We start from the raw sequence: 23047 nt of genomic DNA, 5'->3' as shown, positions 1-23047 counted from the left end.
CGCGGGGTCCTTTCGTGCGCTGTGGGAGTACGAAAGCTCCCCGCGTGCACTCAGGACAGGGCGGAGCGAGGGGTCGTGGAGGGGCCGTCGGCCGGCCAGTCGAGGTGCAGCCGCGCGAACAGCAACGCCTCGGCCAGCATCTCCCGCCGGGCCGCCGGGGTCACCGCACGCCGGGTGTTGACCTCCAGCACGACCTGCCCGTCGAACCCGCCGCGGGCGAGCCGCTCGCACAGCTCGGCGCACGGCTGGGTGCCGCGGCCGGGGATCATGTGCTCGTCCTTCGGCGCGCCGGAGCCGTCGGCCAGGTGGACGTGCCGCAGCCCGTCGCCCATCCGCTTCGCCAGCTCCAGCGCGTCCACGTGCGCCGCGGCCGAGTGCGAGAGGTCCAGGGTGTAGTTGGCGTGGCCGACGTCGGTCGGGTCGATGGAGGGCTTGAACGCGGTCATCTGCACCGACCGGCCGCGACCGAGCGGGCGCTTCACCGGGAACATGTTCTCCACGGCGATCGCGATGCCGCTCTCGTCCTCCAGCGACGACACCAGGCCGGCGAAGCCGTCGGCGTACCTGCGTTGCCAGCGGAACGGCGGGTGCAGCACCACGGTCGGCGCGCCCAGGTCCTGAGCGGCCCGCACGGCCTTGCGCAGGCGTTCCACCGGGTCGGGCGACCAGACCCGCTGGGAGATCAGCAGGCACGGGGCGTGCACGGCCAGCACCGGCAGGCCGGAGCGGGTGGACAGGCGGTCCACCGCCCGGATGTCCTGGGAGACCGGGTCGGCCCACACCATCAGCTCGACGCCGTCGTAGCCCAGCTCGGAGGCGATCTCGAAGGCAGCTCCGGCGGGCTGCGGGTAGACCGATGCCGTGGAAAGCCCGACCGGGATGCGGGCCGTCAACTCTTCACCAGCAGCATCGCCGCTGGTGACACGGTGACGATGAGGCCCACGAGGATGGCGAGCAGTGTGGTTTGCAGGTCGTCGGCGCGGCGGATCTTGCGGACCAGCAGCACCAGGCCGACGGTCACGGCCAGTGCGACCACCAGCGCCGCCACGGCCTGGGTGCGCCAGAGGAAGTTGAACGCGAGCCACAGTGCCGCGCCGCCGAGGACGCCGACCGCGAGCTGGCCGATCATGACCAGCCACTCCTTGGCCGGCGACCGCTGCGCGTCCTCCTCCGGGTCCTCCTCGGCCTCGCTGACGTCGTCGAGGCCCGCCGGGCGTTCGTCGTCGTCGATCTCGTCCGCATCGGCGAGGTAGTCGTCCTCGCGGTAGACGGCGTACTCCTGCGAGTCGTCGTCGTCCACGTACGGGCCCGCGTGGGCCGCGGTCGACTCCATCGGCGGCAGCGACAGGTCGGTCTTCTGCAGGTCGGGCTCGTCGTCGCCGAACCACGCGTCGGCGTCGTTGCCGGGCAGCGGCTCCGGCAGCTTCGGCGGTGCGGGCGGCACGATCAGGACCGACTCGGTCTCCAGCGCCGCGATCTGGTCGACCGGCGCCTTCGCCGGGATGCGCGGGAGCTGCTCGGTCATCGCCTCGCGCGGCGGACCGGGGACCGGCAGCGGCACCGACGGCTGGCCGGGCTTCGGCGGGCGCGCGATGTTCGTGCGCGACGCCGGCGGTGCGGCGGGGTCCAGCCGGGACTCGATGCGGGCGCCGTCCGGGCGCGGCAGGTCCGACCGGGACACCTCGGGGCGGGCCAGGTCGGGACGGGGCAGGTCGGAGCGCGACGGCTGGTCGCGGACCGGCGGCACCTGCCGGGTCTGCTCGGCGGCAGCGGCGGGCGGGGGCACGGGAGCGGGCTGGCCTGGTCTGCGGACCTGCGGCGCCACCGGCGGCTGCGGCTTGGGCAGCTGCTGCGACGGCTGCGGCTGCGGGGGCTGCGCTGCCGGGGGCTGGGGTGCCTTCGGGGGTGCGGCGGGCGGTGCCACCGGCGGCACCGGCTGGTAGGCGGTCCGCTCGGAGGACGGTTCCGGTGCGGCGCGGCGACCGGTCGGTGCCGGGTCGTCGTCGCGCACGGCCATGAGCCGGCCGCTGTCGGACAGGACGCGCTCGATGATCGACTGGGGCGCGGTCTCCGGCTGCTGGACGTCGTCGTCGTCCTCCGCGCGGCGGCGTCGCCGACGTGGCGCCTCCCCCGAGCTGCCGCCGTACTGGGCGAGCAGCTCAGCGACAGTGCGCTGCGTGTGCTCCGATCCGCTCTCTCGACTCATCAACTCCACCGTGCCCCGGTCTGGCTGGTACGTCCAGTATCGCTCTGGTCCGTCCCATCAGTGTGGTCCAGCCGCCGGAGGATGACACCCTCCCGGAGCGCCCACGGGCAAATCTCCAGCTGCGTGAGTGACAGGGCTCGCATGGTTGCCTCCGCGACCAGCGCACCCGCGACGAGCTGGTGCGCACGCGAGGTGCTGACACCTTCCAACTCGGCGAGGTCGCTGGCCGACATCCGGGAAATGAACGCGATCAGCTGCCGCAGGCCGGCGTCGGTGAGCACGCGACGCGCCCTGGGCCCGGCAGACGATGGCGCGGCCCCGGTGAGCCGCGCCAGCGTTCGGAAGGTTTTCGAGGTCGCAACCACCCGATCGGGTTCTCCCGCGCGTTTCAGCTTCCGCGCCACGGGCGCGAGCTGCTCGGCGAGCCATTCGGTGGTCTCGCGGACCTCTGACCGCCGTGGTGGGTCCTTCTTGAACCGGGTCCTGGTGAGCCGGCCGGCGCCGAGCGGCACGGAGAACGCCATCTGCGGGTTCTCGTCGCGCCCGACGGCGAGCTCGAGGGAGCCGCCGCCGATGTCGAGGCACAGCAGCTTGCCCGCCGACCAGCCGTACCAGCGGCGGACGGCGAGGAACGTGTACTTCGCCTCGTCCTCGCCCGACAGGACCTTCAGGTCGACCCCGGTCTCGGTGCGCACCCGGTCGAGCACCTCGGCCGAGTTGCCCGCCTCGCGCACCGCCGAGGTCGCGAACGCCATCAGGTCCTCGCAGCCGGAGCGCTTGGCCGACGCCTTGGCAGCGGCCACAGCGCGAACCAGCTGGTCAGCACCTGATTTGCTGAGCATTCCCCCGGCGTCCAGCTGCTCGGCGAGCCGCAGGATCGTCTTCTCGGAGGTCGTCGGGATCGGGTGGGCACCACGATGCGCGTCCACCACGAGGAGGTGGACGGTGTTCGAACCCACGTCAAGGACGCCCAGGCGCACGCCGGAAACGGTACCTGGTCGTGTCCGTCAGGACTCGAACTTGTAACCCAGACCCCTCACGGTCACCAGGTGCCGCGGTGCCGACGGGTCCGGTTCGATCTTCGACCGCAGCCGCTTGACGTGCACGTCCAGCGTTTTCGTGTCGCCCACGTAGTCCGCGCCCCACACCCGGTCGATCAGCTGGCCGCGGGTCAGCACCCGGCCCACGTTGCGCAGCAGGTACTCCAGGAGGTCGAACTCCTTGAGCGGCAGGCTGACGTCCTGGCCGCCGACGGTGACGACGTGGCGCTCCACGTCCATCCGCACCGGGCCGGCCTCCAGGATCTGCGGGAGCAGGTCCTCGGACTCGCCGCCGCGGCGCAGCACCGCGCGGATGCGGGCGATGAGCTCGCGGGCCGAGTAGGGCTTGGTCACGTAGTCGTCGGCGCCCAGCTCCAGGCCCACGACCTTGTCGATCTCGCTGTCGCGCGCCGTCACCATGATCACCGGCACGGCGGAGCGCAGGCGCAGCTGCTTGCACACGTCCGTGCCGCTCATGCCGGGCAGCATGAGGTCGAGCAGCACGATGTCGGCGCCGTTGCGGTCGAACTCCTCCAGCGCCTCCTGGCCGGTGGCCGCGAGCGCCGCGGTGAACCCCTCCTTGCGCAGCAGGAAGGCGAGCGGATCGGCGAAGGACTCCTCGTCCTCCACGATGAGCACCCTGGTCACAGCTCTCCTCCAGTGTCACCCGCGCCGGTGTGGACGAGGGTCGGGTCGATCTCGGTCGCCGCGGCCGGCAGCCGCAGCGTGAAGGTGGACCCCGTTCCCGGGAGGCTCCACAGCTTCACCTCACCGCCGTGGTTGGCGGCGACGTGCTTGACGATCGCGAGGCCCAGGCCGGTGCCGCCGGTGGCCCGCGACCGGGCCTTGTCGACGCGGTAGAACCGCTCGAAGACGCGTTGCTGCTGCTCCTCGGCGATGCCGATGCCGCGGTCGGTGACGGCGATCTCGACGTGCCCGTCGACCAGCCGGCGGCTCACGCTCACCGGGCTGCCGGGCGGGGAGTACGCGACGGCGTTGTCCAGCAGGTTCGTCAGCGCCGTGACCAGCAACGACCGGTCACCGGGCACGACGAACCCGCTCGGCTCGTCGGTGGTGATCGAGATGTTGACGGACTCGGCGGCGAGCTTGGAGCGCGACAGCGCCTCGTTGACGACGACGTCGATCTCGGTGTCGGACAGCTCCGGCAGCTTCTCCGCGCCCTGCAGCCGCGACAGCGCGATCAGCTCGGTGACGAGCGTGCCGAGGCGGGTGGCCTCCTGCATGATCTTCGCGCTGAACCGGCGGACCTCCTCCTGGTCGTCGCTCGCGTCCAGCACGGCCTCCGCGAGCAGCGCCAGCGCGCCGACCGGCGTCTTCAGCTCGTGGCTGACGTTCGCCACGAAGTCGCGCCGGGTCTTCTCCAGCCGCACGGCCTCGGACTCGTCGTTCGCGTCGACCACGGTGAAGCCCTCGGTGAGCAGCCTGACCTCGGCATGCACCGCCTCCGGCTGCCGGGCGCGGCGCTGGCCCTCCAGCGGCGACAGGTCGACGTAGACGACCTCGTTGCTGTTGCGGACGGCCTCGGCGGCCTTGCGCGCGCGGTCGTCGACGCGGTTGTTGCGGACGACCCCGAGCTCCTCGGCCCGCGGGTTGTGCAGCACGACGTCACCGAAGTGGTTCAGCACCACGATGCCGTCGTGGGCGTCCTGGACGATCCGCTGCATCAGGTCGGCCACCGTCAGCCCCTCAGGGGCCTTGGGGTTCCTGGGAGCGGTGAACCTGCCAACGAAGAATGCGGCGATCACGCCGATGAGCGCGACGCCGATCGACACAGCGAGGTAACCCGTTGTGGTCACGAGGCGAATGGTAAGCAGCTCAGAGGTGTCCCGGCCTAGTGCCGAAGCGTGAACCGTGATACCCGCGACACCTCAGTGGACGGTTGTTCCGCACCTGGTCAGCCCCTGTTCACCCAACCGTGATGCACGGGGCGGAACGCGGGGGCCCCGCGTTCCCCCGAGGGGAACGCGGGGCCCCCGCGTGACTTTCAGCGACCCTGGTTCGCCACCGCCGCGATGGCGTCCTTCGCGGCCTCGGGGTCGAGGTACTCGCCACCCGGCTTGATCGGCTTCAGGTCCTCGTCGAGGTCGTAGCGCAGCGGGATGCCGGTCGGGATGTTGAGCCCCGCGATGGCCTCGTCGGAGATCCCGTCGAGGTGCTTCACGAGCGCGCGCAGCGAGTTGCCGTGCGCGGCCACCAGCACCGTCTTGCCGGTGCGCAGGTCCGGCACGATCGCCTCGTCCCAGTACGGCAGCATGCGCTTCACAACGTCGAGCAGGCACTCCGTCAGCGGCAGGTCGGGACCCAGCCCCGCGTAACGCGGGTCGGTGTCCTGGCTGAACTCGCTGCCCGGCTCGATGGGCGGCGGCGGGGTGTCGTAGGACCGGCGCCAGAGCATGAACTGCTCCTCGCCGAACTCCTCCAGCGTCTGCTTCTTGTTCTTGCCCTGCAACGCACCGTAGTGGCGCTCGTTGAGCCGCCAGTCGCGCTTGACCGGGATCCAGTGCCGGTCGGCGGCGTCGAGCGCCAGGTTCGCGGTCATGATCGCGCGGCGCATCAGGCTGGTGTGCAGGACCTCCGGCAGGACACCGGCCTCCTTGAGGAGCAACCCGCCGCGGCGGGCCTCCTTCTCGCCCTTCTCCGACAGGGGAACGTCCACCCAGCCGGTGAACAGGTTCTCCGCGTTCCACGTGCTCTCGCCGTGGCGGAGCAGCACCAAGGTTCCGACAGACATGGCGGCTAGCCTGCCATGCCGGACCTCCCGCCGTACCCCGTCCCCACGCTGACGAAGGCAACCGCTTGTGTCGTCAGCCAGCTCTGACAGCGCACGCGGGGACCTTTCGTACTCGCGGGGAGCGCACGCGGGGAGCTTTCGTACTCTCGGAGAGCACGAAAGGTCCCCGCGTGCGTTCACCACGAACGGCGAACGGCCCCGGCGGTGATGGCGCCGGGGGCGTTCGGACCGCGGTCAGGACTGTTCGCGGGAACGGAGGTCCTTGCGGAGGATCTTGCCCGACGCCGACTTCGGGATCGCCTCGATGAACTCCACCACGCGCACCTTCTTGTGCGGTGCGACGTGCGCGGCCACGAACGACATCACCGCGTCCGCGTCGATGGTCGAGCCGGCCTGGCGCACCACGAACGCCTTCGGGACCTCCTCGCCGTCGGCGTCGCGGACGCCGATGACGGCCGCGTCGGCGACCTCCTCGTGGGTGAGCAGCACGGCCTCCAGCTCGGCCGGCGGGACCTGGTAGCCCTTGTACTTGATGAGCTCCTTGACGCGGTCGACGATCGAGACGACGCCGTCGTCGTCGATCACGGCCACGTCGCCGGTGCGCAGCCAGCCGTCCTCGTCGATGGTGGCGGCGGTGGCGTCGGGGTTGTTCAGGTAGCCCTTCATGACGTTCGGGCCCTTGCACCACAGCTCGCCGCGTTCGCCGACGCCCACGTCGGAGCCGGTGGCCGGGTCGACCAGGCGGCACTCCAGGTTCGGCACGATCAGGCCGACGGTGCCGACCGAGATGTCGTCGCGGCCGTCCGGGATGGCGTGGCTGACCGGGGACATCTCGGTCATGCCGTAGCCCTGCACGACGCGGCAGCCGATGCGCTTGCGGACGGCGGCGGCGAGGTCGGCGTCGAGCGGGGCGGCGCCGGAGAAGAGGGTCTTCAGCGGGGACAGGTCGTAGTTGTCGACGATCGGGTGCTTCGCCAGCGCGACGGCGACCGGCGGGGCGATGTAGACGCGGTCGGTCTTGTGCTCGGCGATCACGCGGAGGAACTCGGGCAGCTCGAACTTCGGCAGGGTCACGACGACGCCGCCGATGTAGAGGCCGTTGTTCATCAGGACCTGCATGCCGTAGATGTGGAAGAACGGCAGCACCGCGAGGATCCGGGTGTGCGGGCCGACGTCGCTGAGGATCGACTGGCACTGCACGATGTTCGCCACCAGGTTGCGGTGCGTGAGCATCACGCCCTTGGGCAGCGCGGTCGTGCCGGACGAGTACGGCAGCACCGCCACGTCCTCGGCCGGGTCGATCTCGACCTCGGGCACCGGTTCGGTGTTGGCGAGCAGCTCCGGCAACGACGGGTAGCCCTCGGCGCCGTCGAGCACGACGACGTCGGTGACACCGGCCTTCGCGGCGCCCGGTGCGGCGTTGGGCAACAGCACCGACACCGTGAACAGCATCTTCGCGCCCGCGTCGTGCAGCTGGTGGGCCACCTCGTCGGGCGTGTAGAGCGCGTTGATCGTCGTCGCCGTGGCACCCGCGCGCAGGATGCCGTGGAACACGACGGCGTAGTACGGCGTGTTCGGGCTGAGGACGCCGACCACGTCGCCCTTGCCGATGCCCCGCGCGGCCAGTGCGGCGGCCAGGCGGTCGACGGCACCGGCGAGCTGGCCGTACGTGAGCGACGTGCCGGACATGCCGTCGATCAGCGCAACGCGGTCCACCCGGTCGGCGATGTCGCCGAACAACAGCTGGTGCAGCGACACGTCGGGGATCTCGACGTCGGGGAACGGACTGCGAAAGACCATGCGGCGACCTCATTCACTCGCTGTACACCCAGCCTGCGCCGTCATCGTGAGCCAGCCCACTGAACAGGTCAAGCAAGTCGGGATCGCTACAGAGACGTTACTTCGCGCCGCTAAATACACTCGAATGGAGCAATCCGAGCACTTGTGATCGCAACCAGGTATCTGGGAAGTTGGTCACGCCTCCGCGAGTCGGCTCCCACGCTCAACTCGACAAGCGGACGGCAAGGGCGCGGTTCGTCATCCCCCGTCGGATCGCGTGGCCCGCTTGAGATCCGTCTGCTCCCCCCGTCCACGGATCGACGCAGCGGGGACCTTTGACGCGGGACGGCTCGATGCGACTCCCCCTCTCTCCCGAGCCGTTCCGCGCTTCACAAAGGACCACTCTCAGTAGATCGTCAGGCGTCTGCTTCGACCGTTGGAGTGACACGCTTCCGGCGACGCAGCCAGAAGATCACCGCCACCGTGGGCGCGCCGAGCACCAGGACGAACGGCAGCAGGCCGCCGACCCCCACCAGCACCAGTCGCAGCACGTGCACGAGCGCGTTCCAGCCGGCCACGAAGGCGTCGCCGAACCCGGTGCGCTCCGGCGCCGGCGGTGCGATCGGGGTGGTGCTGACCTGCACCGTCAACGTCGCCAGCGCGGCCTTGCCCTTCAACGACTCGCTGCGCCGCTGCAACGACTCCAGCTCGCTCTGCCGCTTGGTCAGCTCGCCCTCGACCTGCGCGATCTCGGCCGTCGACCCGGCCCGCTCGAACAGCACGCGCAACCGCTCGACGCTGGCCTTCTGCGTCGCGATCCGCGCCTCGACGTCGACCAGCTGGTCGGTGACGTCCTCGCTGCGGACCTCGCTGCGCGTGACGTCGCCGTAGTCCTCCAGGCTCCGCACGACCCCGTCGAGCTCGTTCGACGGCACCCGCACGGTCACGCTCCCACGGGACTGGGTCGAAGCTCTCCTGCCCGGCGAACCCGCCGACCTGCTGGGCCTTCGCCTTGATGTCGCTGATCGACCGCAGCACGTCGTCGCTGCGCAGGTCGACCGTCGCCGTGCGGACCAGCTGCCGTTCCTGCTGCTGCACCGACTCGGCGGACTGGTTCTGCTGACCGCTGTTGTCCTGCTGCTTCTGCGCCCCCGTCGGCTGTGCGGCCCGCTGCTGCGGTGCGGCGTTCTCCGCGACCGACGAGCCACCGGAACTCTTCGAGTCCGCGCCGCACCCCGTCGCGAAGACGGCCAGCAACGCGACTCCCACCCACAGCACTCGTCTGCTCATGCCCGTCGGACGGAGCGGGGGGCCGCCGGAGTTGCCGTCCAGACCGAAACGAGGCGGCGCCTACTCCGAAACGAGATGTTCGAAGGCCCGCAGGTTCGCCAGCGACTCGCCGCGCGACACCCGCCACGCCCACTCCCGCCGGATCGCGTCGGCGAACCCGATCTCCAGCAGCGGGTTGAAGTCGCCGTCGGCGGCCTCCAGCACCTGGCCCAGCACCCGGTCCAGCTCGTCCGGGGTCACGGCGTGCTTGCCGATCCGCCCGACCAGGTGGATGTCGCCCTCGGCGTCGATCGTGTAGTGCACCCCGTAGAGCCGGGCGTTGCGCCGCAGCAGGAACCGGTAGACGTCCTCGAACGACTGGTCCGGCCGCCGGCACACGAACGCCTCGACGACCAGCGCGTGCGCCGTCTCGACCAGCCACACGTTGGTCTGCAGCTTCTTGGTGCCCGGCAGCGTCACGAAGAACCTGCCCTCTTCACGACGGTCGTACTCGATCTCCCGTTCGTCGAGGAACGACTTGATGACGGCGTCGACGGTCACGCGAAAACCTCCCGGCGGAACACTTCTGCCGCCTCCTGGTACCCCGCGAGCAGGGCGTCAGTCGTGCGGTCCCAGGAGAAGCGTCGCGCATGGCCGACCGCGTTGCTCGCCAGGTGCTCGCGCTGCGGCAGCGCCATGTCCGCGAGCGCCCGCGCCCAGGCCTCGGCCTCGTGGCCGTGCACCAGCACCCCGGACACACCGTCGTTGACCGCCACCGGCAGCCCGCCGACCGCGGCCGCGACCACCGGCGTCCCGCAGGCCTGCGCCTCCAGCGCCACCAGCCCGAACGACTCGTTGTGGCTCGGCACCGCGACCAGGTCCGCCGCCCGGTAGACCTCCGCCAGCGCCGCTCCCGGCTGCGGCGGCAGGAACCGCACCACGTCCGCGATCCCCAGCCGGCCCGCGAGCTCCTCCAGCGCCTTCGGCTGCTCCAGCCCGCTGCCCGACGGCCCGCCGACGACCAGCACGACCAGCCGTGACCGCAGCCCTGGGTCGCGGACCAGCATCTCCGCCGCGGCGCGCAGCAGCACGTCCGGCGCCTTCAACGGCTGGATCCGGCCGACGAACGCGAGCACCACGGCGTCCGGCGGGATGCCGAACCGCTGCCGTGCCGCGGCCTGGTCACCCGGCGTGAAGCGGTCCAGGTCGACCCCCGGCGGCACCACGGCCACCTTCGACGGCTCCGCCTCGTACAGCTTGACCAGCTCGGCGGCCTCGATGTCGGTGTTGGCCACCAGCCGGTCCGACTCGGCGACCACCTGCTCCTCGCCGATGACCCGCATCCGCGGCTCCGGTGCGTCGCCCTCGGCCAGTGCGAGGTTCTTCACCTTGGCCAGCGTGTGGGCCGTGTGCACCAGCGGCACGCCCCAGCGTTCCCGCGCCAGCCAGCCGACCTGCCCGGACAGCCAGTAGTGCGAGTGGATCGCGTCGTAGTAGCCCGGCTCGTGCCGCGCCTCGGCCCTCAGCACGCCCGCGGTGAACGCGCAGAGCTGCCCCGGCAGCTCCTCCTTGCCGAGCCCTTCGAACGGCCCGGCGGCGACGTGGCGCACCCGCACGCCCGGTGCCAGCTCCGCGACCGGCGGCAGCTCGCTGGACGTCGCGCGCGTGAAGATCTCGACCTCCACGCCCCGCCGCGCCATCCGCGTCGCCGTCTGCACGATGTAGACGTTCATGCCACCCGCGTCGCCCGTGCCGGGTTGCTCCAGCGGGGAGGTGTGCACGCTCAGGACCGCGACCCGCTTCACCGGACCACCTTCTCGAGGTCCGCGGCGAAGCGGTCCCGCTGCTCCAGGAAGGGCGCGTGCGCGGTGTCGGGGTAGAGGCTCAACTCGGCTCCGGGGATCAGGGCGGCGGAGTACTCGGCGGCGGCAGGGGCGACCACCTGGTCTTGGGTTCCGTGCACCACCAGGGTCGGCACGTCGACGGCCCTCAGCACGTCGGCGCTGCCCACGTCCCTGCGGAACAGCTCCCCCCGCACCTTAGGGCTCGTGGTGAGGGCGGCGGCAGTGAGCGCGTCGACCGTCCCACCAGGTAGACGCGGTGCCATCGCACGGCAGAAGTCCGCGAGCGCGGCGTCGTCGGTGATCGCGGCGGGCAGCGCGGCCCGCATGACCGGCCCCGTCTCGCCGCCGGGGCGACCGCGGCCGATCTCGGTGATGGCGCCCACCAGCACCAGGCCGGTGATCTGCGCGGTGCCGTGGAACCTCAGGTGGTCGGCGACCACGAGACCGCCGTAGGACCAGCCGACGACGGTCGCGGGGCCGGTGTGGTCGAGCACGGCCCTGAGGTCGGCGGCCCACCGCGCGCTGTCGCGGTAGTCGCCGAAGTCGTCGGACTCGCCGTGTCCGCGCAGGTCGACGGCGTAGGTGCGGAACTCCGGCAGGTCCCAGGCGGCACCGGTCTGCGCCCAGCCGTGGACGAGCACCACCGGTGGCGCGTCAGGAGGTCCCGCCGCACGGACGGCCAGTCGTCCCCCACCGGCCACCGTCACGCGTGTCAGCTGCACACAATGACGAACGACCTGGTCGACGCACACATTCCCCTCAGCCCGAACGTCACGCGGGGGCCCCGCGTTCCCCTGTGGGAAACGCGGGGCCCCCGCGTGACAGCTGGAGCAGCACGGGGGCGCCTACTTGACGGCGGACTTCTCCTTCCACTGCGCCCACGGGATCTGCCAGTCGTACCAGTCGAACTGCGCCGGCAGCGTGGTGATGGAGCCGGTCACCTCGACCGGGTCGCCGACCAGCGCCGAGTCGTAGTACGCCTTGGCGTCGGCCTCCAGCAGGTTCGCGCAGCCGTGCGAGGTGTTGTTCTTGCCGATGTTCGCGGCGTTGTCGTTGTTCTCGTGGATGAACTCGCCGTGGTTGGAGAACCGCACGGCCCACTTCTTCACGACGTTGGTGTAGCCGTAGCGCGGGTTGTCGAACGAGAACGTCTCGTGCTTCGACATGACCACGAACGTGCCGTTCGGCGTGGTCAGCTCCGGGTCGGCGTCCCGGCCGAACGAGGCGGCGTAGGACGCGACCTGCTGGCCGTCGCGCAGCACCACGAGCTGGTGCGTCGGGTTGTTGATCTTCACAACCTGGTTGCGGCCGATGGTGAACTCGCTGGTCACGTCGGCCTTGCCGAACGCGCCGCCGCCGTAGTTCACGCCGTAGAGCTTGGCCTCGACCTTGACCTGCGTGTTCGCCGGCCAGTACTGCTCAGGCCGGTAGTGCACCTCCTGGGCGGTCAGCCACGCCCACGAGCCCTGCACGTTCGCCGAACTGGTGACCTTCAGCGCCTTCTCGACGGTCGCCTTGTCCTGCACCGGCGCCTCGAACTTCACCATGATCGGCGCCGCGACGCCGACGGTCTGGTTGTCGCCCGGCCACAGCGTCGCGCGGGTCTGCGAGCCCGGCGCCACCGTGGTGAACGACCCCGTCAGCTCGACCGGCTTGCCGTCGGTGCCGACGGCCTTGCCCGAGTAGCTGTAGGTCTTGCCGTAGCCGAGGGGCTCGGCGTTGGTCCACCCGGTCCTGTCCTCGGTCAGCGTGCCCTTGACCTCTTTGCCCTCCGGTGACTTCAGCGCCACCGCCTCCAGCTTGCCGTCCACCACCGCCACCTGCACGGGGGACGTGACCTGGACGTCCTTGGTGCCGTCCACGGGGGACACGGTCACCTTCGCGGACGGGAGCGAACTGTCCGGCTTCGCGGACCCTGCTTCGACGCTCGAGCACGCGGACAGCAGCATCAGGCCGGCGAGCAACGCACCAACGGTTCTCTTCACGGTTCTGACCTCCACAAACCAAGACGTCCAGCCCGACCGCCTGGTGCGAGTGATGTCAGTCACACCCGGGTCGACGCCTACGATCGGGGTCGTGAATCGACCTGTCGCAGTAGTGACCGGAGCGAGCGCGGGCATCGGCGAGGCGACCGCGCGGCGGCTTGCCGCCGAGGGGTTCCACGTCGTGCTCGGCGCACGTCGTCTGGACCGTCTCCACGTTATCGCGAAAGAGATCGAGGGGACCGCGATCGAGCTGGACGTCACGGACGCCGGCTCGGTCGCGGCGTTCGCGGAGGGGGTACCCCACGCGAACGTCCTCGTGAACAACGCGGGTGGTGCGCGCGGTCTCTCGACCGTCGCCGAGGGCGACCCGGACGAATGGCGGTGGATGTGGGAGTCGAACGTGCTCGGCACGTTGCTCGTCACGAAGGCCTTCATCCCGAAGCTGATCGCGTCCGGTGATGGCCACATCGTGTCCGTGACGTCCGTCGCGGCACGTGACGCCTACGACAACGGCTCCGGCTACACGAGCGCGAAGCACGCGCAGTCGGCGCTGCACCGGACGTTGCGCGGCGAGCTGCTCGGCGAGCCGGTGCGGGTCACCGAGGTCCTGCCGGGCATGGTCGAGACCGACTTCTCCGCCAACCGGTTCGGCGGCGACACCGAGCGCGCGGCCAAGGTCTACCAGGGCCTGACGCCACTGACGGCCGACGACGTGGCGGACGTCATCGCGTTCGCCGTCACCCGGCCCTCGCACGTGAACCTCGACGAGATCGTGCTCAAGCCGCGGGCCCAGGCTTCCGCGACTCGGGTACACCGGGTGTGAGCAACTCCACGTCCAGCAGGCGCAGGACGGGCTCGATCGGGTTCGCGAACCCGGTCGTGCCCGTTCCGCCGACGTAGAGCCCGACGACCCGGTTGTCCGCGTCGACGAGCACCGCGCCCGAGTCGCCGTGGTCGCCGAAGCGCTCGGCCGAGTGCACGCGGACCTGGTCGCGCAACGTCCGCACACCCAGTTCGGCACCGAAGTCGAGTCGCAGCGTCGCGTCCACCGACGTGACCACGCCGTAGGTCAGACCCGTTGTGCGGCCCCGTTTCCGCACCGACGAGCCGACCACGGCCGGTGCCGTCCCGGTCAGCGCGCCGACGTCGAGCACCTCCGCGCGGAACGGCCGGCCGCCCATCCGCAGCCCCGCAGCCGAGACCGACCCGGCCAGCGCGGCCCGGTCGAGCACGGCCACCTGGTCGGCACCGACCAGCCCACCGTCCACTCTGGACGGGTGCAGGAACTCGTCGCCGACCGCCCACGCGTCGTCCACGCAGCCGACGTGGAACGTGGTGAGCCCCACCACCTTCCGGTCTTCGCGGGTCACCGCGAACGCGCCCAGCGTGCCCACGACCACGTAGTCGCCCGCGACCGGCACGTCCGGCGGCACCATCCGCACCGCGCGCGCCGGACCGATGCTCAGACCGCCGCGCAGCACCGGATGCCGTTCCGCCGCACCGGGTTCGCCGAGCACCTCGGCCGAGCGCGAGAGCCGCGCCCGGTGCAGCACGACCGTCTCCGCGACCACGTCGGTCGGCACGCCGGCGACCTCCGGCGGGATCTGCTGCGGGTGCTCGGGTCCCTTGGTGCACACGTAGACCACGATCGCGGTCCGGCCGGTGGGCCGGCCGCCGGTGTACTTCTCGCCGATGTCGACGCCGATGACGCCGGGCCGGGCGAGGAACTCGTCCTCGACCATCCGCTTGACCGGCCGGATGACCTCTCGCGCGCTGTCGTCGAGGTGGCTCATGGCAACCTCCGTTCCACCCCTACCTCAATGAAACACGCGAAGTAGCCGTTCGTCACACGGAGTCACCCGGACGGCGGTGGGAGCCGGGGAGCTACAGCGAGACGCCCACGAAGACCGGCTCGGGGTGCAGCTCGACGCCGAACGCCGACCGCACCCCGTCGCGCACCTCGCGCGCCAGGTCCAGCAGGTCCTCGGTGGAGGCGGTGCCGCGGTTGGTCAGCGCCAGCGTGTGCTTGCCCGACAACGCGACCCGGCCACCGGGACCCTGGTGGCCCCTGCGGAAGCCGGCGCGTTCGATCAGCCACGCGGCGGACAGCTTCCGGAAGCCGTGGCCCGCCGGGTAGGCCGGCACGTCGACGTCGGTGCCGAGGCGTTCGGCGATGCGGATCAGCACGCCGGAGAACGTCGAGTCGTCGAGGATCGGGTTGGTGAAGAACGAGCCGGCGCTCCACGTGTCGTGGTCGGCGGGGTCGAGCACCATGCCCTTGCCGCGGCGCAGTTCCAGCACGGCCTTGCGGGCGGCGTCGGCCGGCACGCGGTCGCCCTGCGCCACGCCGAGGACCCGCGCCAGCTCGGCGTAGCGGATCGGCGCGGACATGCCGCCCGCGGTCAGCGAGAACCGGGTCCGCAGCACGACGGCGTTGTCCGTGTTCTTCAACACGCTGGTGCGGTAGGCGAGGCCGAGCTTGGCCGCGGGCACCTGGTGCACCTTGCCGCTGCGCCGGTCCAGCAGGTCGACCGACTGCAGCACCTGGGAGATCTCGACGCCGTACGCGCCGACGTTCTGCACGGGCGTGGCGCCGTTCGAGCCGGGGATGCCGGACAGGCACTCCAGTCCGCCGAGGCCCTGCGCGACCGCCTCGGCGACGACCGCGTCCCACTCCTCGCCGGCCTCGACGGTGAACTGGACGATGCCGCCGCCCAGCGGGTCGAGCCGGAAGCCCTTGGTGGCGACCTCCACGACGGTGCCGTCGAAGCCGGAGTCGGAGATCACGAGGTTGGACCCGCCGCCGAGCACGAGGACCTTCTCGTCGGCGGCGGCGTCGGCCGTCCGCACGGCGTCGACCAGCTCGGCTGCGGTCGTGGCGTGGACGAACCGCGCGGCCGGTCCACCGAGTCGGAGCGTGGTGCGCTCGGCCAGAGGCACGGACTGCGTGGTGGTCACGGACGTCAACGGTAGCCTCCGCGACATGGCACGCCGCATCGAGCACCACACCACCTCACCCCGTTCGGCGGAGGAGGTCTTCGGCGCGATGGTCGACGAGACCCACCTGCGCGACCGGCTGGCCGCCATCGGGGGCCCGAACGCCGAGCTGATCTCGTTCACCTCGGTCGAGGGGAAGACGTCGTACCAGCTCAAGCAGGGCGTGCCCGCCGAGCACCTGCCGTCGGTCGCCAAGGCCGCGCTGGGCGGCGACCTGGTGATCCAGCGCACGGAGAACTGGGCGGCGGGCGCGGGCACGGTCGAGGTGACGATCAGTGGCGTGCCCGGCCGGCTCGAGGGCGCGTTCACGATCACCGACGACGGCGCCGGCTCGAAGCTCACCCTCACGGGGGAGGTCAAGGTCGGCATCCCGCTGATGGGCGGCAAGCTCGAAAAGATGATCGCCGAGCAGGTCGCCGTGCTGATCGACAAGGAGAGCGAGTTCACCTCGCGATGGCTCGAAAACCGCGGCTAGCGGCCGGCCGGGCCCGCGCGCTCGGCCTGCCCACGCGCGGCACGACCAACCCGAACCGCCTGCGCCGGGTCGACCGGTGGATGACCGGCACGCTCGCGGGGTTCCTGCGCGACGCCGCGGACCCGCTGGTGGTCGACCTCGGGTACGGCGCGACGCCGATCACGACCGTCGAGATGGCCGCACGCCTGCGGGCGGTGCGGCCGGACGTGCGCGTGCTCGGGCTGGAGATCGACCAGGAGCGGGTGGACGCGGGCAAGGCCGTCGCCGACCCGCCGCTGCTCGACTTCCGGCGCGGCGGGTTCGAGCTCGCGGGCGCGCGGCCGGTGCTGCTGCGCGCGTTCAACGTGCTGCGCCAGTACACCGAGGAGCAGTCGTTCGAGGCGTGGGACACGATGCTGTCCCGGATGGCGCCCGGCGGCCTGGTCGTCGAGGGCACCTGCGACGAGATCGGCCGGCGCTGCACGTGGGTGACGTTGTCGGCGGAAGGGCCGCGGACGTTCACGCTGGCGTGCAAGCCGTCCGGCATCGACGTGCCGTCCGACCTCGCCGAGCGGCTGCCCAAGGCGCTGATCCACAGGAACGTGCCCGGCGAACGGGTGCACGCACTGCTGGCCGAGCTGGACGCGTGCTGGGCCACCGCGGCCCCGTTCGCACCCTTCGGACCCCGTGCGCGCTGGGTGGAGTCGGCGCGGCTGCTGGCCGAGCGCGGCTGGCCGGTGGTGGACGACCGCAAGCGCTGGCGGCTGGGCGAGATCTCGCTCGAATGGGCCGCCGTCGCACCCTAGGGTGGGCCGGTGGACTTCGTCGCGCAGATCGAGAAGCAGGCTTCGTCGTTGCGGTCGGCCGCCGAGCAGGCGGGTCCGGGTGCCGCGGTCCCCACGTGTCCTGAGTGGACGGTGCTGGAGCTGGTGCGGCACATCGCCGAGGTGCACACGTGGGCGGGCACCTGCGTCGTCACCGAACCCGCCGCGGGTCGCCCGGAGTGGCCGAAGGCGCCCCGGGACTGGGACGAGGCGCTCGCCTGGTGGGACAACGGGCTCGCGACGCTCGTGCAACGGCTCCGCGAGGTGCCCGCCGACCGTCCGGCCTGGACGTTCCACGGCCCTCAGGTCGCCGGCTTCTGGGCGCGCAGGCAGGCGCACGAGACCTCGGTCCACCGCCTGGACGCGCAGCTCGCCATCGGCCACGACCTGCCGTCGCTGGTCTTCGGCACCGAGTTCGCGGCGGACGGCGTCGACGAGTTCCTCACGGTCATGATGCCGCGCCAGCTGGTGCTCGGCCGCACCGTCGAGGTGACCGGCCGGGTCCTCGTGCACGCCGCCGACGCGGGACGGGCCTGGGAGGTCTGGCTCGCGCCCGGCAAGGCGCCGGTCGTGACGGACGTGCTCGACTCGGCCGTCGACACCGACGCCACCCTCGCTGGCACCGCCGACGCGGTCTACCGCGCGCTGTGGGCCCGTCCGAGCCACGCGATCGTGTCCGGTGACGAGTCGCTGTTGGCGGCGCTGCCCAGGGCGTGAATACTCGTCCGTCGTGTCATCGCCTGAACGCCGCTATGTGATCACCTTCGGCTGCCCCGACCGCACCGGCATCATCGCGCGGATCTCCACGTTCCTCGCGGAGAACGGCGGCTGGATCGTCGAGGCCGCGTACCACACCGACCCGGAGACGGGCTGGTTCTTCACGCGTCAGGAGGTCCGCGCGGACTCCCTGCCCTTCGACTCCACCGAGCTGCGCACCCGCTTCGCCGACGTGGCGGCGTCGCTGGGCGCGCGGTCGACGTGGACGGTCACCGACACCGGCGAGCGCAAGCGCGTGGTCATCCTCGTGTCGAAGGAGGGCCACTGCCTGTACGACCTGCTGGCCCGCGTCGCGACCGGCGAGCTCGACGTGGAGGTGGCCGCCGTCATCGGCAACCACCCCGAGCTCGGCGACATCACGCGCGCGCACGGCATCCCGTTCCACCACGTCCCGTTCCCCGTGAACGACCCCGAGGGCAGGCAGGCCGCCTTCGCGCAGCTGCGCCAGCTGGTCGACAAGCACGACCCGCACGCCGTGGTGCTGGCGAGGTTCATGCAGATCCTGCCGCCGGAGCTGTGCGCGCACTGGTCCGGCCGCACGATCAACATCCACCACAGCTTCCTGCCGTCGTTCATCGGCGCCCGGCCGTACCACCAGGCACACCGGCGCGGTGTGAAGCTGGTCGGGGCGACCTGCCACTACGTGACGGCGGACCTCGACGCGGGGCCGATCATCGAGCAGGACGTGCTGCGGGTGCACCACGGCGACAGCGTCGCGGACATGGTCCGCAAGGGCCGTGACATCGAGAAGGTCGTGCTGGCCCGCGGGCTGCGGTGGCACCTGGAGGACCGGGTGCTGGTGCACGGCAACCAGACGGTCATCTTCTAGCCGGCAACACGAGGCATAGGCTTTTCCCGTGCGGACCGAAATCACCGACCTCGACCACCTGCGGGCAGCGCCCGACCTGCGCAAAGCCGTCATCGTCGGGCTGGACCTGACGCGTGAGGACGTGCGCGTGCCGATGGACGGCGCGCTGCTGCTCGGCTGCACGCTCAGCGAGACGATGCAGCGCCGGGCGGAGGCGGCGGGCGCGTTGATCTTCCCGGTGATCCCGGACGTGCCCTACGACGTGTACCGCTCGCACCTCTACACGCCCGGTGAGCTGTTCGCGGGCTTCGACCCGGCTGACCCGAGGACCTACGCCGACACCCCGGACGCGGTGATCTACCGGCACAGCAAGCAGCAGGGCCACCACCCGGACCCGCTGCACGCGCTGGCCGAGCGCCTGCACGACCACTCGATCACCGAGGCGCTCGACGAGGTGCTGACCGGCCGGCCGGTCGCCGTGATGGGCGGTCACGCGCTGGCCCGCGGCTCGGACGGCTACCGCAACGCCGTCGAGCTCGGCGCCGCACTGGGGCGCGCGGGCCTGACCGTGCTGACCGGTGGTGGTCCGGGCGCCATGGAGGCCGTGCCGCTGGGCGTGCGCTGCGGCTCGGCGGACGCCGACGTGCTCGCGCAGCTGGCGGAGGCGCCGTCGTTCGGCGGTGACGACGAGTCGATCGGCCGGTGGCTGGCGGCGTTCCCGGAGGTGCCGTCGTTCGAGGTGCCGCGCACGATCGGCATCCCGACCTGGTTCTACGGCCACGAGCCGCCCAACCCGGCCTGCGAGCTGCACGCCAAGTACTTCGCGAACTCGGTGCGCGAGGAGGGCCTGCTGACCGTCGCGACCGGCGGCATCGTCTACACGCCGGGCAAGGCGGGCACGGTCCAGGAGGTCTTCCAGGACTTCACGCAGAACTACTACGGCAGCGTCGGCCCGGCCGCGCCCATGATCTTTCTGGGCACGGTCTTCTGGACCGACGAGGTCCCGGCCGCACCGCTCGTGCAGAAGCTCGCAGCCGGCCGGGACGCCGAGCGGTGGATCCTCGTGACCGACGACGTCGACGAGGCCGTCGCGCTACTGCTCAAGTACGCGGGCGAGCTCGGGTAGCACCTCGGCGCCCGCCAGCGTCAGCAGCACGTCGCCGGAGATGAGGATCTTGGAACCGCGGATGCCGCTGCCCACCACCAGCTCGGGGGCGGCGGCGACCTCGGGCGACACCAGGACCGGCCAGTTCGCGGGCACCCCGATGGGCGTGATCCCGCCGTACTCCATGCCCGTCAACGCCACTGCCTCGTCCATCGGCGCGAACGACGCCTTGCGCGCGTCGAGCCGCCTGCGGATGACGCCGTTGACGTCCGCACGCATGGTCGCCAGCACCATGCAGGCCGCATAACGGATCTCACCGCCGCGCTTGCCCGCGACGACCACGCAGTTCGCGCTGGCCTCCAGCGGTGAGCCGTAATGGGCGCAGAACTCGGCGGTGTCGGCGAGCGAGGGGTCGATCTCCGCGACGGCGACGCGGTCGGCGCCGTCCAGCTCCTTCAGCGCCTTCGCGACCGGTTCCGCGACCAGGTCGAGGCGCGACAGCACAGGTACGGGTTCCAACGAACCACCGATGGTCCACACACCTCTCATCCTCCCCCACTCCCCTCCCGCTTTCCGGCACGCGGGGGCCCCACGTTTCCCCTCGGGGGCACGCGGGGACCCTACGTTCCCTCCAAGGGCACGCGGGGACCCCGCGTGCCCTCCTGGAGTACGAAAGCGCCCCGCGTGCACTTGAAAAGTCGCGTTGACATTGACGTTGCGTCAACCTTTAGCGTCATTGGAGAGCGCGAAGGAGAGAAGAGATGGCCTGGTCGATCGCCCAGGTGGCCCGGATGTCGAAGGTGACGTCCAGGACGCTGCGGCACTACGACTCGATCGGGCTGCTGCCGCCGGCCTGGGTCGGCGACAACGGTTACCGCTACTACGAGAAGGAGCAGGTGCACCGCCTGCAGCAGATCCTGCTGCTGCGCGACCTGGGCCTGGGCCTCGACGTGGTGGCGGAGGTGCTGAACGGCACTGACCAGCTGACCGTCCTGCGCAACCACCACCGGTGGCTGCGCGACGAGCAGCGGCGGCTGGACCGGCTGGCGGGCACCGTCGCGCGCACGATCGCCGAACTGGAAGGAGGGGACGAGGTGAAGATGGAAGAGCTGTTCGACGGCTTCGACGCGAAGAAGCAGGAACGGCACGAGGCAGAGCTCGTCGAGCGCTACGGCGAGGGTGCGAAGGAGCACATCGCCGAGAGCAAGCGGAAGATGAAGGGCTGGAACCGGGCCGACGCGGACCGGTTCATGGCCGAGTGGCAGGACATCGCGACACAGCTCGGTGCCCTGTACGTCGCCGGCGCGGCGGTCGACACTCCGCAGACGCAGGAGCTGGTCGACCGCCACTACCGCTGGATCTGCCTGAGCTGGACGCCCAACCGGGAGTCCTACAAGGGCCTCGGCGACCTCTACGTCGACTCGGACGAGTTCCGGGCCAACTTCGACGTCGAGGGTGCCGGCAACATGGCCGAGTGGACGCGTGACGCCATGGCGCACTACGCCGAGACGCGTCTGAGCTGACGCAGGGCCGGGAGCTGCAGATCCCGGCTACTCGGCCAGCCCGAACGCCTTGAGCGCCTCGCGGTTGAAAGCGGGCAGGTCGTCCGGGTTGCGCGACGTCACGAGCGTCCACCCGTTCATGTCGCAGACGCGGACCTCCTGGTCGGCCCAGTCACCGCCCGCGTTGCGGATGTCGGTCTGCAGGCTCGGGAACGAGGTCAGCATCTTGCCGCGGACGACGTCCGCCTCGACCAGCAGCCACGGCCCGTGGCAGATCGCCGCGACCGGCTTGCCCTGCGCGACCAGCTCCTTGACCAGCCGCACGGCGTCGCCGTCCATCCGCAGGAAGTCCGAGTTGGCCACCCCGCCGGGGATGACCGCGCCGTCGTAGTCGTCGGCCTTGGCGTCGGCGAGCTTGGTGTCGACCGGGAACGCGTCCGCCGGCGTGAGGTGGTTGAACCCGCGCACCTCGCCGAGCTCCGGTGCGAGCAGCCGCGGCGTGCCACCGGCCTTCTCGACGTGCGTCCACGGGTCGGTGAGCTCGACCTGCTCGATGCCCTCCGAGGCGACCAGGAATGCGATCTTCTTCTCAGCCATGTCGTTCGGTTACCCGCCGAAGAACTCGACCAACCTGTGGCGTACCCCGGCGCGGTGGGTGATCATCGGCGCGGGCGAGTCGACCAGCCACAGCTCGCCGTTCGGGAACGCACCGGCGGTCGCCTTGGCGACGTCCTCGGGGTGCAGCGGGTCGTTCGTGGCGGCGATGACCAGCACCGGGACCTCGACGTGGGCGAGCAGTCCGGCGTCGGCGACGGCGACCTGGCCGGGCAGCTGTTCGGCCGCGGCTTCGAGCCTGGTGAGCGCCTGCCGGCGGTCCTCGACGTAGGCGGGCGGGCCGGTGGTGAGGTCGGAGAGCTGCTGGAGCGTGACCGCAGGGCGCGGCTGGTCGAGCACCGCGGGCAGCAGCAACGCCACCCGCCGGAACCGTCGCGGCTGCCGCGACAGCAGCCTGACCAGGGCCGCGGCCCCCAGCGAGACGCCGACCGCGTGGTCGGCCTCGACTGTGGCGAGGTCGTCGGCGATGCGCCCGTAGTCCCAGTAGCCGGGCGGCGCGTCGGGAGCCGACCCGTGGGAGGGCAGCGTCACGACCACGCGGGTGCCGGGCAGCCCGGAGGCGGGGATGCGCGCCTCACCGGGCGTGGCCCCCAGCCCGTGCGCCACCAGGGTGACGGGCGAGCCGGAGCCGTAGGAGTTCGTGATCACCAGCGCGGGCCGCGCTGCACCTCGATGAGTCTGGGGCGCACGTCCACCATGTACACGAGCACCGCGACGAGACCGGCGAGCCAGAAGATCGACCCGAAGGTGCCCGGCGAGAACAGCAGCATCGCCGCGGCTCCACCACCGGTGATGCCCAACCACGCCGGCTTCGTCATGCGCTCGGCCGCGGTGTAGGCGTCGACGCGCTGGCTCAGCGCGTGGAAGAACGCGAACAGCCCGAGGATGGTGAACCCCAGGTCGGCGAGGAAGTACACGATGCCGTCGAGGTTCCAGATGCTGAAGATCGGCACGGGGAACACAGGACCAGCCTACGTGCCCGTGCGCGTCAGCGGGAACGGAGCGTCGGGCAGGGCCCGATCCGGCCAGCGGCGCGCACTTGCGCCGGACGCGCCGCAGGGGGAGCACGCCGTGGCGCGCTCCCCCTGCG

24 protein-coding genes and 1 pseudogene are annotated in these 23047 nt (G+C 71.3%); 7 read left to right on the top strand and 18 right to left on the bottom strand.

Annotation, left to right across the window (positions count from 1 at the left end):
• Positions 1 to 50: 50 nt before the first annotated feature.
• The 12 genes and pseudogenes from ACVDFE_RS08255 to ACVDFE_RS08200 all read right to left on the bottom strand — a co-directional run bounded on the left by ACVDFE_RS08255 (position 51) and on the right by ACVDFE_RS08200 (position 12839).
• Positions 51 to 893 (bottom strand): sugar phosphate isomerase/epimerase family protein, encoded by an 843-nt coding sequence (locus ACVDFE_RS08255; RefSeq protein WP_458430108.1) that lies wholly within the window; start codon positions 891 to 893, stop codon positions 51 to 53.
• Positions 890 to 2206: a hypothetical protein gene (locus ACVDFE_RS08250; RefSeq protein WP_458430107.1), complete on the bottom strand. Its 1317-nt coding sequence runs from the start codon at positions 2204 to 2206 to the stop codon at positions 890 to 892. The genes ACVDFE_RS08255 and ACVDFE_RS08250 overlap by 4 nt, the downstream gene beginning before the upstream one ends.
• Complete coding sequence (locus tag ACVDFE_RS08245; protein ID WP_360399876.1) at positions 2206 to 3186, bottom strand: Ppx/GppA family phosphatase; 981 nt, start codon at positions 3184 to 3186, stop codon at positions 2206 to 2208. The genes ACVDFE_RS08250 and ACVDFE_RS08245 overlap by 1 nt, the downstream gene beginning before the upstream one ends.
• A 27-nt stretch (positions 3187 to 3213) precedes the next feature.
• Complete coding sequence (locus ACVDFE_RS08240) at positions 3214 to 3894, bottom strand: response regulator transcription factor (protein ID WP_360399879.1); 681 nt, start codon at positions 3892 to 3894, stop codon at positions 3214 to 3216.
• Complete coding sequence (locus ACVDFE_RS08235; RefSeq protein WP_360399882.1) at positions 3891 to 5063, bottom strand: sensor histidine kinase; 1173 nt, start codon at positions 5061 to 5063, stop codon at positions 3891 to 3893. Before ACVDFE_RS08235 ends, ACVDFE_RS08240 begins: the two co-directional genes overlap by 4 nt.
• Before the next feature lie 188 nt (positions 5064 to 5251).
• Positions 5252 to 5998 carry a phosphoglyceromutase gene (locus tag ACVDFE_RS08230; protein WP_360399884.1) on the bottom strand — a complete coding sequence of 249 codons (747 nt, stop codon included), beginning with the start codon at positions 5996 to 5998 and terminating at the stop codon, positions 5252 to 5254.
• A 234-nt stretch (positions 5999 to 6232) separates the two neighbouring features.
• Positions 6233 to 7798 (bottom strand): AMP-binding protein, encoded by a 1566-nt coding sequence (locus ACVDFE_RS08225; RefSeq protein ID WP_458430106.1) that lies wholly within the window; start codon positions 7796 to 7798, stop codon positions 6233 to 6235.
• 395 nt (positions 7799 to 8193) lie between these two features.
• A pseudogene (locus ACVDFE_RS08220) lies at positions 8194 to 8748 on the bottom strand (DUF4349 domain-containing protein); the annotation flags it as partial.
• Between the two features lie 379 nt (positions 8749 to 9127).
• On the bottom strand, positions 9128 to 9607 hold the full coding sequence (locus ACVDFE_RS08215) for a type III secretion system chaperone family protein (RefSeq protein ID WP_360399893.1): 480 nt from the start codon (positions 9605 to 9607) through the stop codon (positions 9128 to 9130).
• Entirely contained in the window at positions 9604 to 10851 is a 1248-nt protein-coding gene (gene mshA, locus ACVDFE_RS08210) for a D-inositol-3-phosphate glycosyltransferase (protein ID WP_458430105.1), read from the bottom strand. Before mshA ends, ACVDFE_RS08215 begins: the two co-directional genes overlap by 4 nt.
• Positions 10848 to 11612, bottom strand: coding sequence for an alpha/beta fold hydrolase (locus tag ACVDFE_RS08205; RefSeq protein ID WP_360399899.1), 765 nt, complete (start codon positions 11610 to 11612; stop codon positions 10848 to 10850). Before ACVDFE_RS08205 ends, mshA begins: the two co-directional genes overlap by 4 nt.
• Positions 11613 to 11735: 123 nt before the next feature.
• Complete coding sequence (locus ACVDFE_RS08200; protein ID WP_458434295.1) at positions 11736 to 12839, bottom strand: L,D-transpeptidase; 1104 nt, start codon at positions 12837 to 12839, stop codon at positions 11736 to 11738.
• Between the two features lie 88 nt (positions 12840 to 12927).
• Here ACVDFE_RS08200 and ACVDFE_RS08195 point away from each other — a divergent pair, with 88 nt between their 5' ends.
• Entirely contained in the window at positions 12928 to 13698 is a 771-nt protein-coding gene (locus ACVDFE_RS08195) for an SDR family NAD(P)-dependent oxidoreductase (RefSeq protein WP_458430104.1), read from the top strand.
• On the opposite strand, the gene ACVDFE_RS08190 is transcribed toward ACVDFE_RS08195, so the two are convergent.
• Both ACVDFE_RS08190 and ACVDFE_RS08185 read right to left on the bottom strand, forming a co-directional pair.
• A complete protein-coding gene (locus tag ACVDFE_RS08190; RefSeq protein WP_360396878.1) occupies positions 13652 to 14668 on the bottom strand; it encodes a chymotrypsin family serine protease in 1017 nt (338 codons plus the stop codon). The genes ACVDFE_RS08195 and ACVDFE_RS08190 overlap by 47 nt on opposite strands.
• Positions 14669 to 14759: 91 nt before the next feature.
• Positions 14760 to 15860 carry a UDP-N-acetylmuramate dehydrogenase gene (locus tag ACVDFE_RS08185; RefSeq protein WP_458430103.1) on the bottom strand — a complete coding sequence of 367 codons (1101 nt, stop codon included), beginning with the start codon at positions 15858 to 15860 and terminating at the stop codon, positions 14760 to 14762.
• On the opposite strand from ACVDFE_RS08185, the gene ACVDFE_RS08180 reads away from it, so the two are divergent.
• Genes ACVDFE_RS08180 through ACVDFE_RS08160 form a run of 5 tightly spaced genes read left to right on the top strand, consistent with a single transcriptional unit; the run spans position 15859 to position 19861 of the window.
• The gene (locus ACVDFE_RS08180; protein WP_458430102.1) at positions 15859 to 16347 is read left to right on the top strand and encodes a DUF2505 domain-containing protein; all 489 of its coding nucleotides are present in this window, start codon (positions 15859 to 15861) and stop codon (positions 16345 to 16347) included. The genes ACVDFE_RS08185 and ACVDFE_RS08180 overlap by 2 nt on opposite strands.
• The gene (locus ACVDFE_RS08175) at positions 16326 to 17132 is read left to right on the top strand and encodes a class I SAM-dependent methyltransferase (RefSeq protein WP_458430101.1); all 807 of its coding nucleotides are present in this window, start codon (positions 16326 to 16328) and stop codon (positions 17130 to 17132) included. The genes ACVDFE_RS08180 and ACVDFE_RS08175 overlap by 22 nt, the downstream gene beginning before the upstream one ends.
• Before the next feature lie 9 nt (positions 17133 to 17141).
• The gene (locus tag ACVDFE_RS08170) at positions 17142 to 17867 is read left to right on the top strand and encodes a maleylpyruvate isomerase N-terminal domain-containing protein (RefSeq protein WP_458430100.1); all 726 of its coding nucleotides are present in this window, start codon (positions 17142 to 17144) and stop codon (positions 17865 to 17867) included.
• A 13-nt stretch (positions 17868 to 17880) separates the two neighbouring features.
• On the top strand, positions 17881 to 18756 hold the full coding sequence (gene purU / locus ACVDFE_RS08165) for a formyltetrahydrofolate deformylase (RefSeq protein ID WP_458430099.1): 876 nt from the start codon (positions 17881 to 17883) through the stop codon (positions 18754 to 18756).
• 28 nt (positions 18757 to 18784) lie between these two features.
• Positions 18785 to 19861 (top strand): LOG family protein, encoded by a 1077-nt coding sequence (locus tag ACVDFE_RS08160; protein ID WP_458430098.1) that lies wholly within the window; start codon positions 18785 to 18787, stop codon positions 19859 to 19861.
• On the opposite strand, the gene ACVDFE_RS08155 is transcribed toward ACVDFE_RS08160, so the two are convergent.
• Positions 19829 to 20389 carry a YbaK/EbsC family protein gene (locus ACVDFE_RS08155; protein WP_458430097.1) on the bottom strand — a complete coding sequence of 187 codons (561 nt, stop codon included), beginning with the start codon at positions 20387 to 20389 and terminating at the stop codon, positions 19829 to 19831. The two genes, ACVDFE_RS08160 and ACVDFE_RS08155, sit on opposite strands and share 33 nt — an antisense overlap.
• 212 nt (positions 20390 to 20601) lie before the next feature.
• Between ACVDFE_RS08155 and ACVDFE_RS08150 the strand changes: the two genes are divergently transcribed.
• Complete coding sequence (locus tag ACVDFE_RS08150; protein ID WP_458430096.1) at positions 20602 to 21363, top strand: MerR family transcriptional regulator; 762 nt, start codon at positions 20602 to 20604, stop codon at positions 21361 to 21363.
• Between the two features lie 27 nt (positions 21364 to 21390).
• Here ACVDFE_RS08150 and ACVDFE_RS08145 read toward each other — a convergent pair whose 3' ends face one another.
• The 3 genes from ACVDFE_RS08145 to ACVDFE_RS08135 are packed head-to-tail and all read right to left on the bottom strand — an operon-like array spanning position 21391 to position 22895.
• The gene (locus ACVDFE_RS08145; protein ID WP_360396869.1) at positions 21391 to 21939 is read right to left on the bottom strand and encodes a type 1 glutamine amidotransferase domain-containing protein; all 549 of its coding nucleotides are present in this window, start codon (positions 21937 to 21939) and stop codon (positions 21391 to 21393) included.
• A 9-nt stretch (positions 21940 to 21948) separates the two neighbouring features.
• Positions 21949 to 22605 carry an alpha/beta fold hydrolase gene (locus ACVDFE_RS08140; RefSeq protein WP_458430095.1) on the bottom strand — a complete coding sequence of 219 codons (657 nt, stop codon included), beginning with the start codon at positions 22603 to 22605 and terminating at the stop codon, positions 21949 to 21951.
• Positions 22602 to 22895, bottom strand: a complete 294-nt coding sequence (locus ACVDFE_RS08135) for a DUF2516 family protein (RefSeq protein ID WP_360396893.1) — start codon at positions 22893 to 22895, stop codon at positions 22602 to 22604. Before ACVDFE_RS08135 ends, ACVDFE_RS08140 begins: the two co-directional genes overlap by 4 nt.
• Between the last annotated feature and the right edge of the window lie 152 nt (positions 22896 to 23047).

The organism is Lentzea chajnantorensis (assembly GCF_054300775.1).
This window is presented reverse-complemented; position numbering and strand designations above follow the sequence as displayed.

Coding starts and splice junctions, on each gene's coding strand:
- ACVDFE_RS08180 (WP_458430102.1), top strand. CDS start 15,859: ATGGCACGCCGCATCGAGCACCACACCACCTCACCCCGTTCGGCGGAG.
- ACVDFE_RS08250 (WP_458430107.1), bottom strand. CDS start 2,206: ATGAGTCGAGAGAGCGGATCGGAGCACACGCAGCGCACTGTCGCTGAG.
- ACVDFE_RS08195 (WP_458430104.1), top strand. CDS start 12,928: ATGTCAGTCACACCCGGGTCGACGCCTACGATCGGGGTCGTGAATCGA.
- ACVDFE_RS08155 (WP_458430097.1), bottom strand. CDS start 20,389: ATGAGAGGTGTGTGGACCATCGGTGGTTCGTTGGAACCCGTACCTGTG.
- ACVDFE_RS08150 (WP_458430096.1), top strand. CDS start 20,602: ATGGCCTGGTCGATCGCCCAGGTGGCCCGGATGTCGAAGGTGACGTCC.
- ACVDFE_RS08230 (WP_360399884.1), bottom strand. CDS start 5,998: ATGTCTGTCGGAACCTTGGTGCTGCTCCGCCACGGCGAGAGCACGTGG.
- ACVDFE_RS08185 (WP_458430103.1), bottom strand. CDS start 15,860: ATGTCGCGGAGGCTACCGTTGACGTCCGTGACCACCACGCAGTCCGTG.
- ACVDFE_RS08190 (WP_360396878.1), bottom strand. CDS start 14,668: ATGAGCCACCTCGACGACAGCGCGCGAGAGGTCATCCGGCCGGTCAAG.
- ACVDFE_RS08145 (WP_360396869.1), bottom strand. CDS start 21,939: ATGGCTGAGAAGAAGATCGCATTCCTGGTCGCCTCGGAGGGCATCGAG.
- ACVDFE_RS08175 (WP_458430101.1), top strand. CDS start 16,326: ATGGCTCGAAAACCGCGGCTAGCGGCCGGCCGGGCCCGCGCGCTCGGC.
- ACVDFE_RS08200 (WP_458434295.1), bottom strand. CDS start 12,839: ATGCTGCTGTCCGCGTGCTCGAGCGTCGAAGCAGGGTCCGCGAAGCCG.
- ACVDFE_RS08225 (WP_458430106.1), bottom strand. CDS start 7,798: ATGGTCTTTCGCAGTCCGTTCCCCGACGTCGAGATCCCCGACGTGTCG.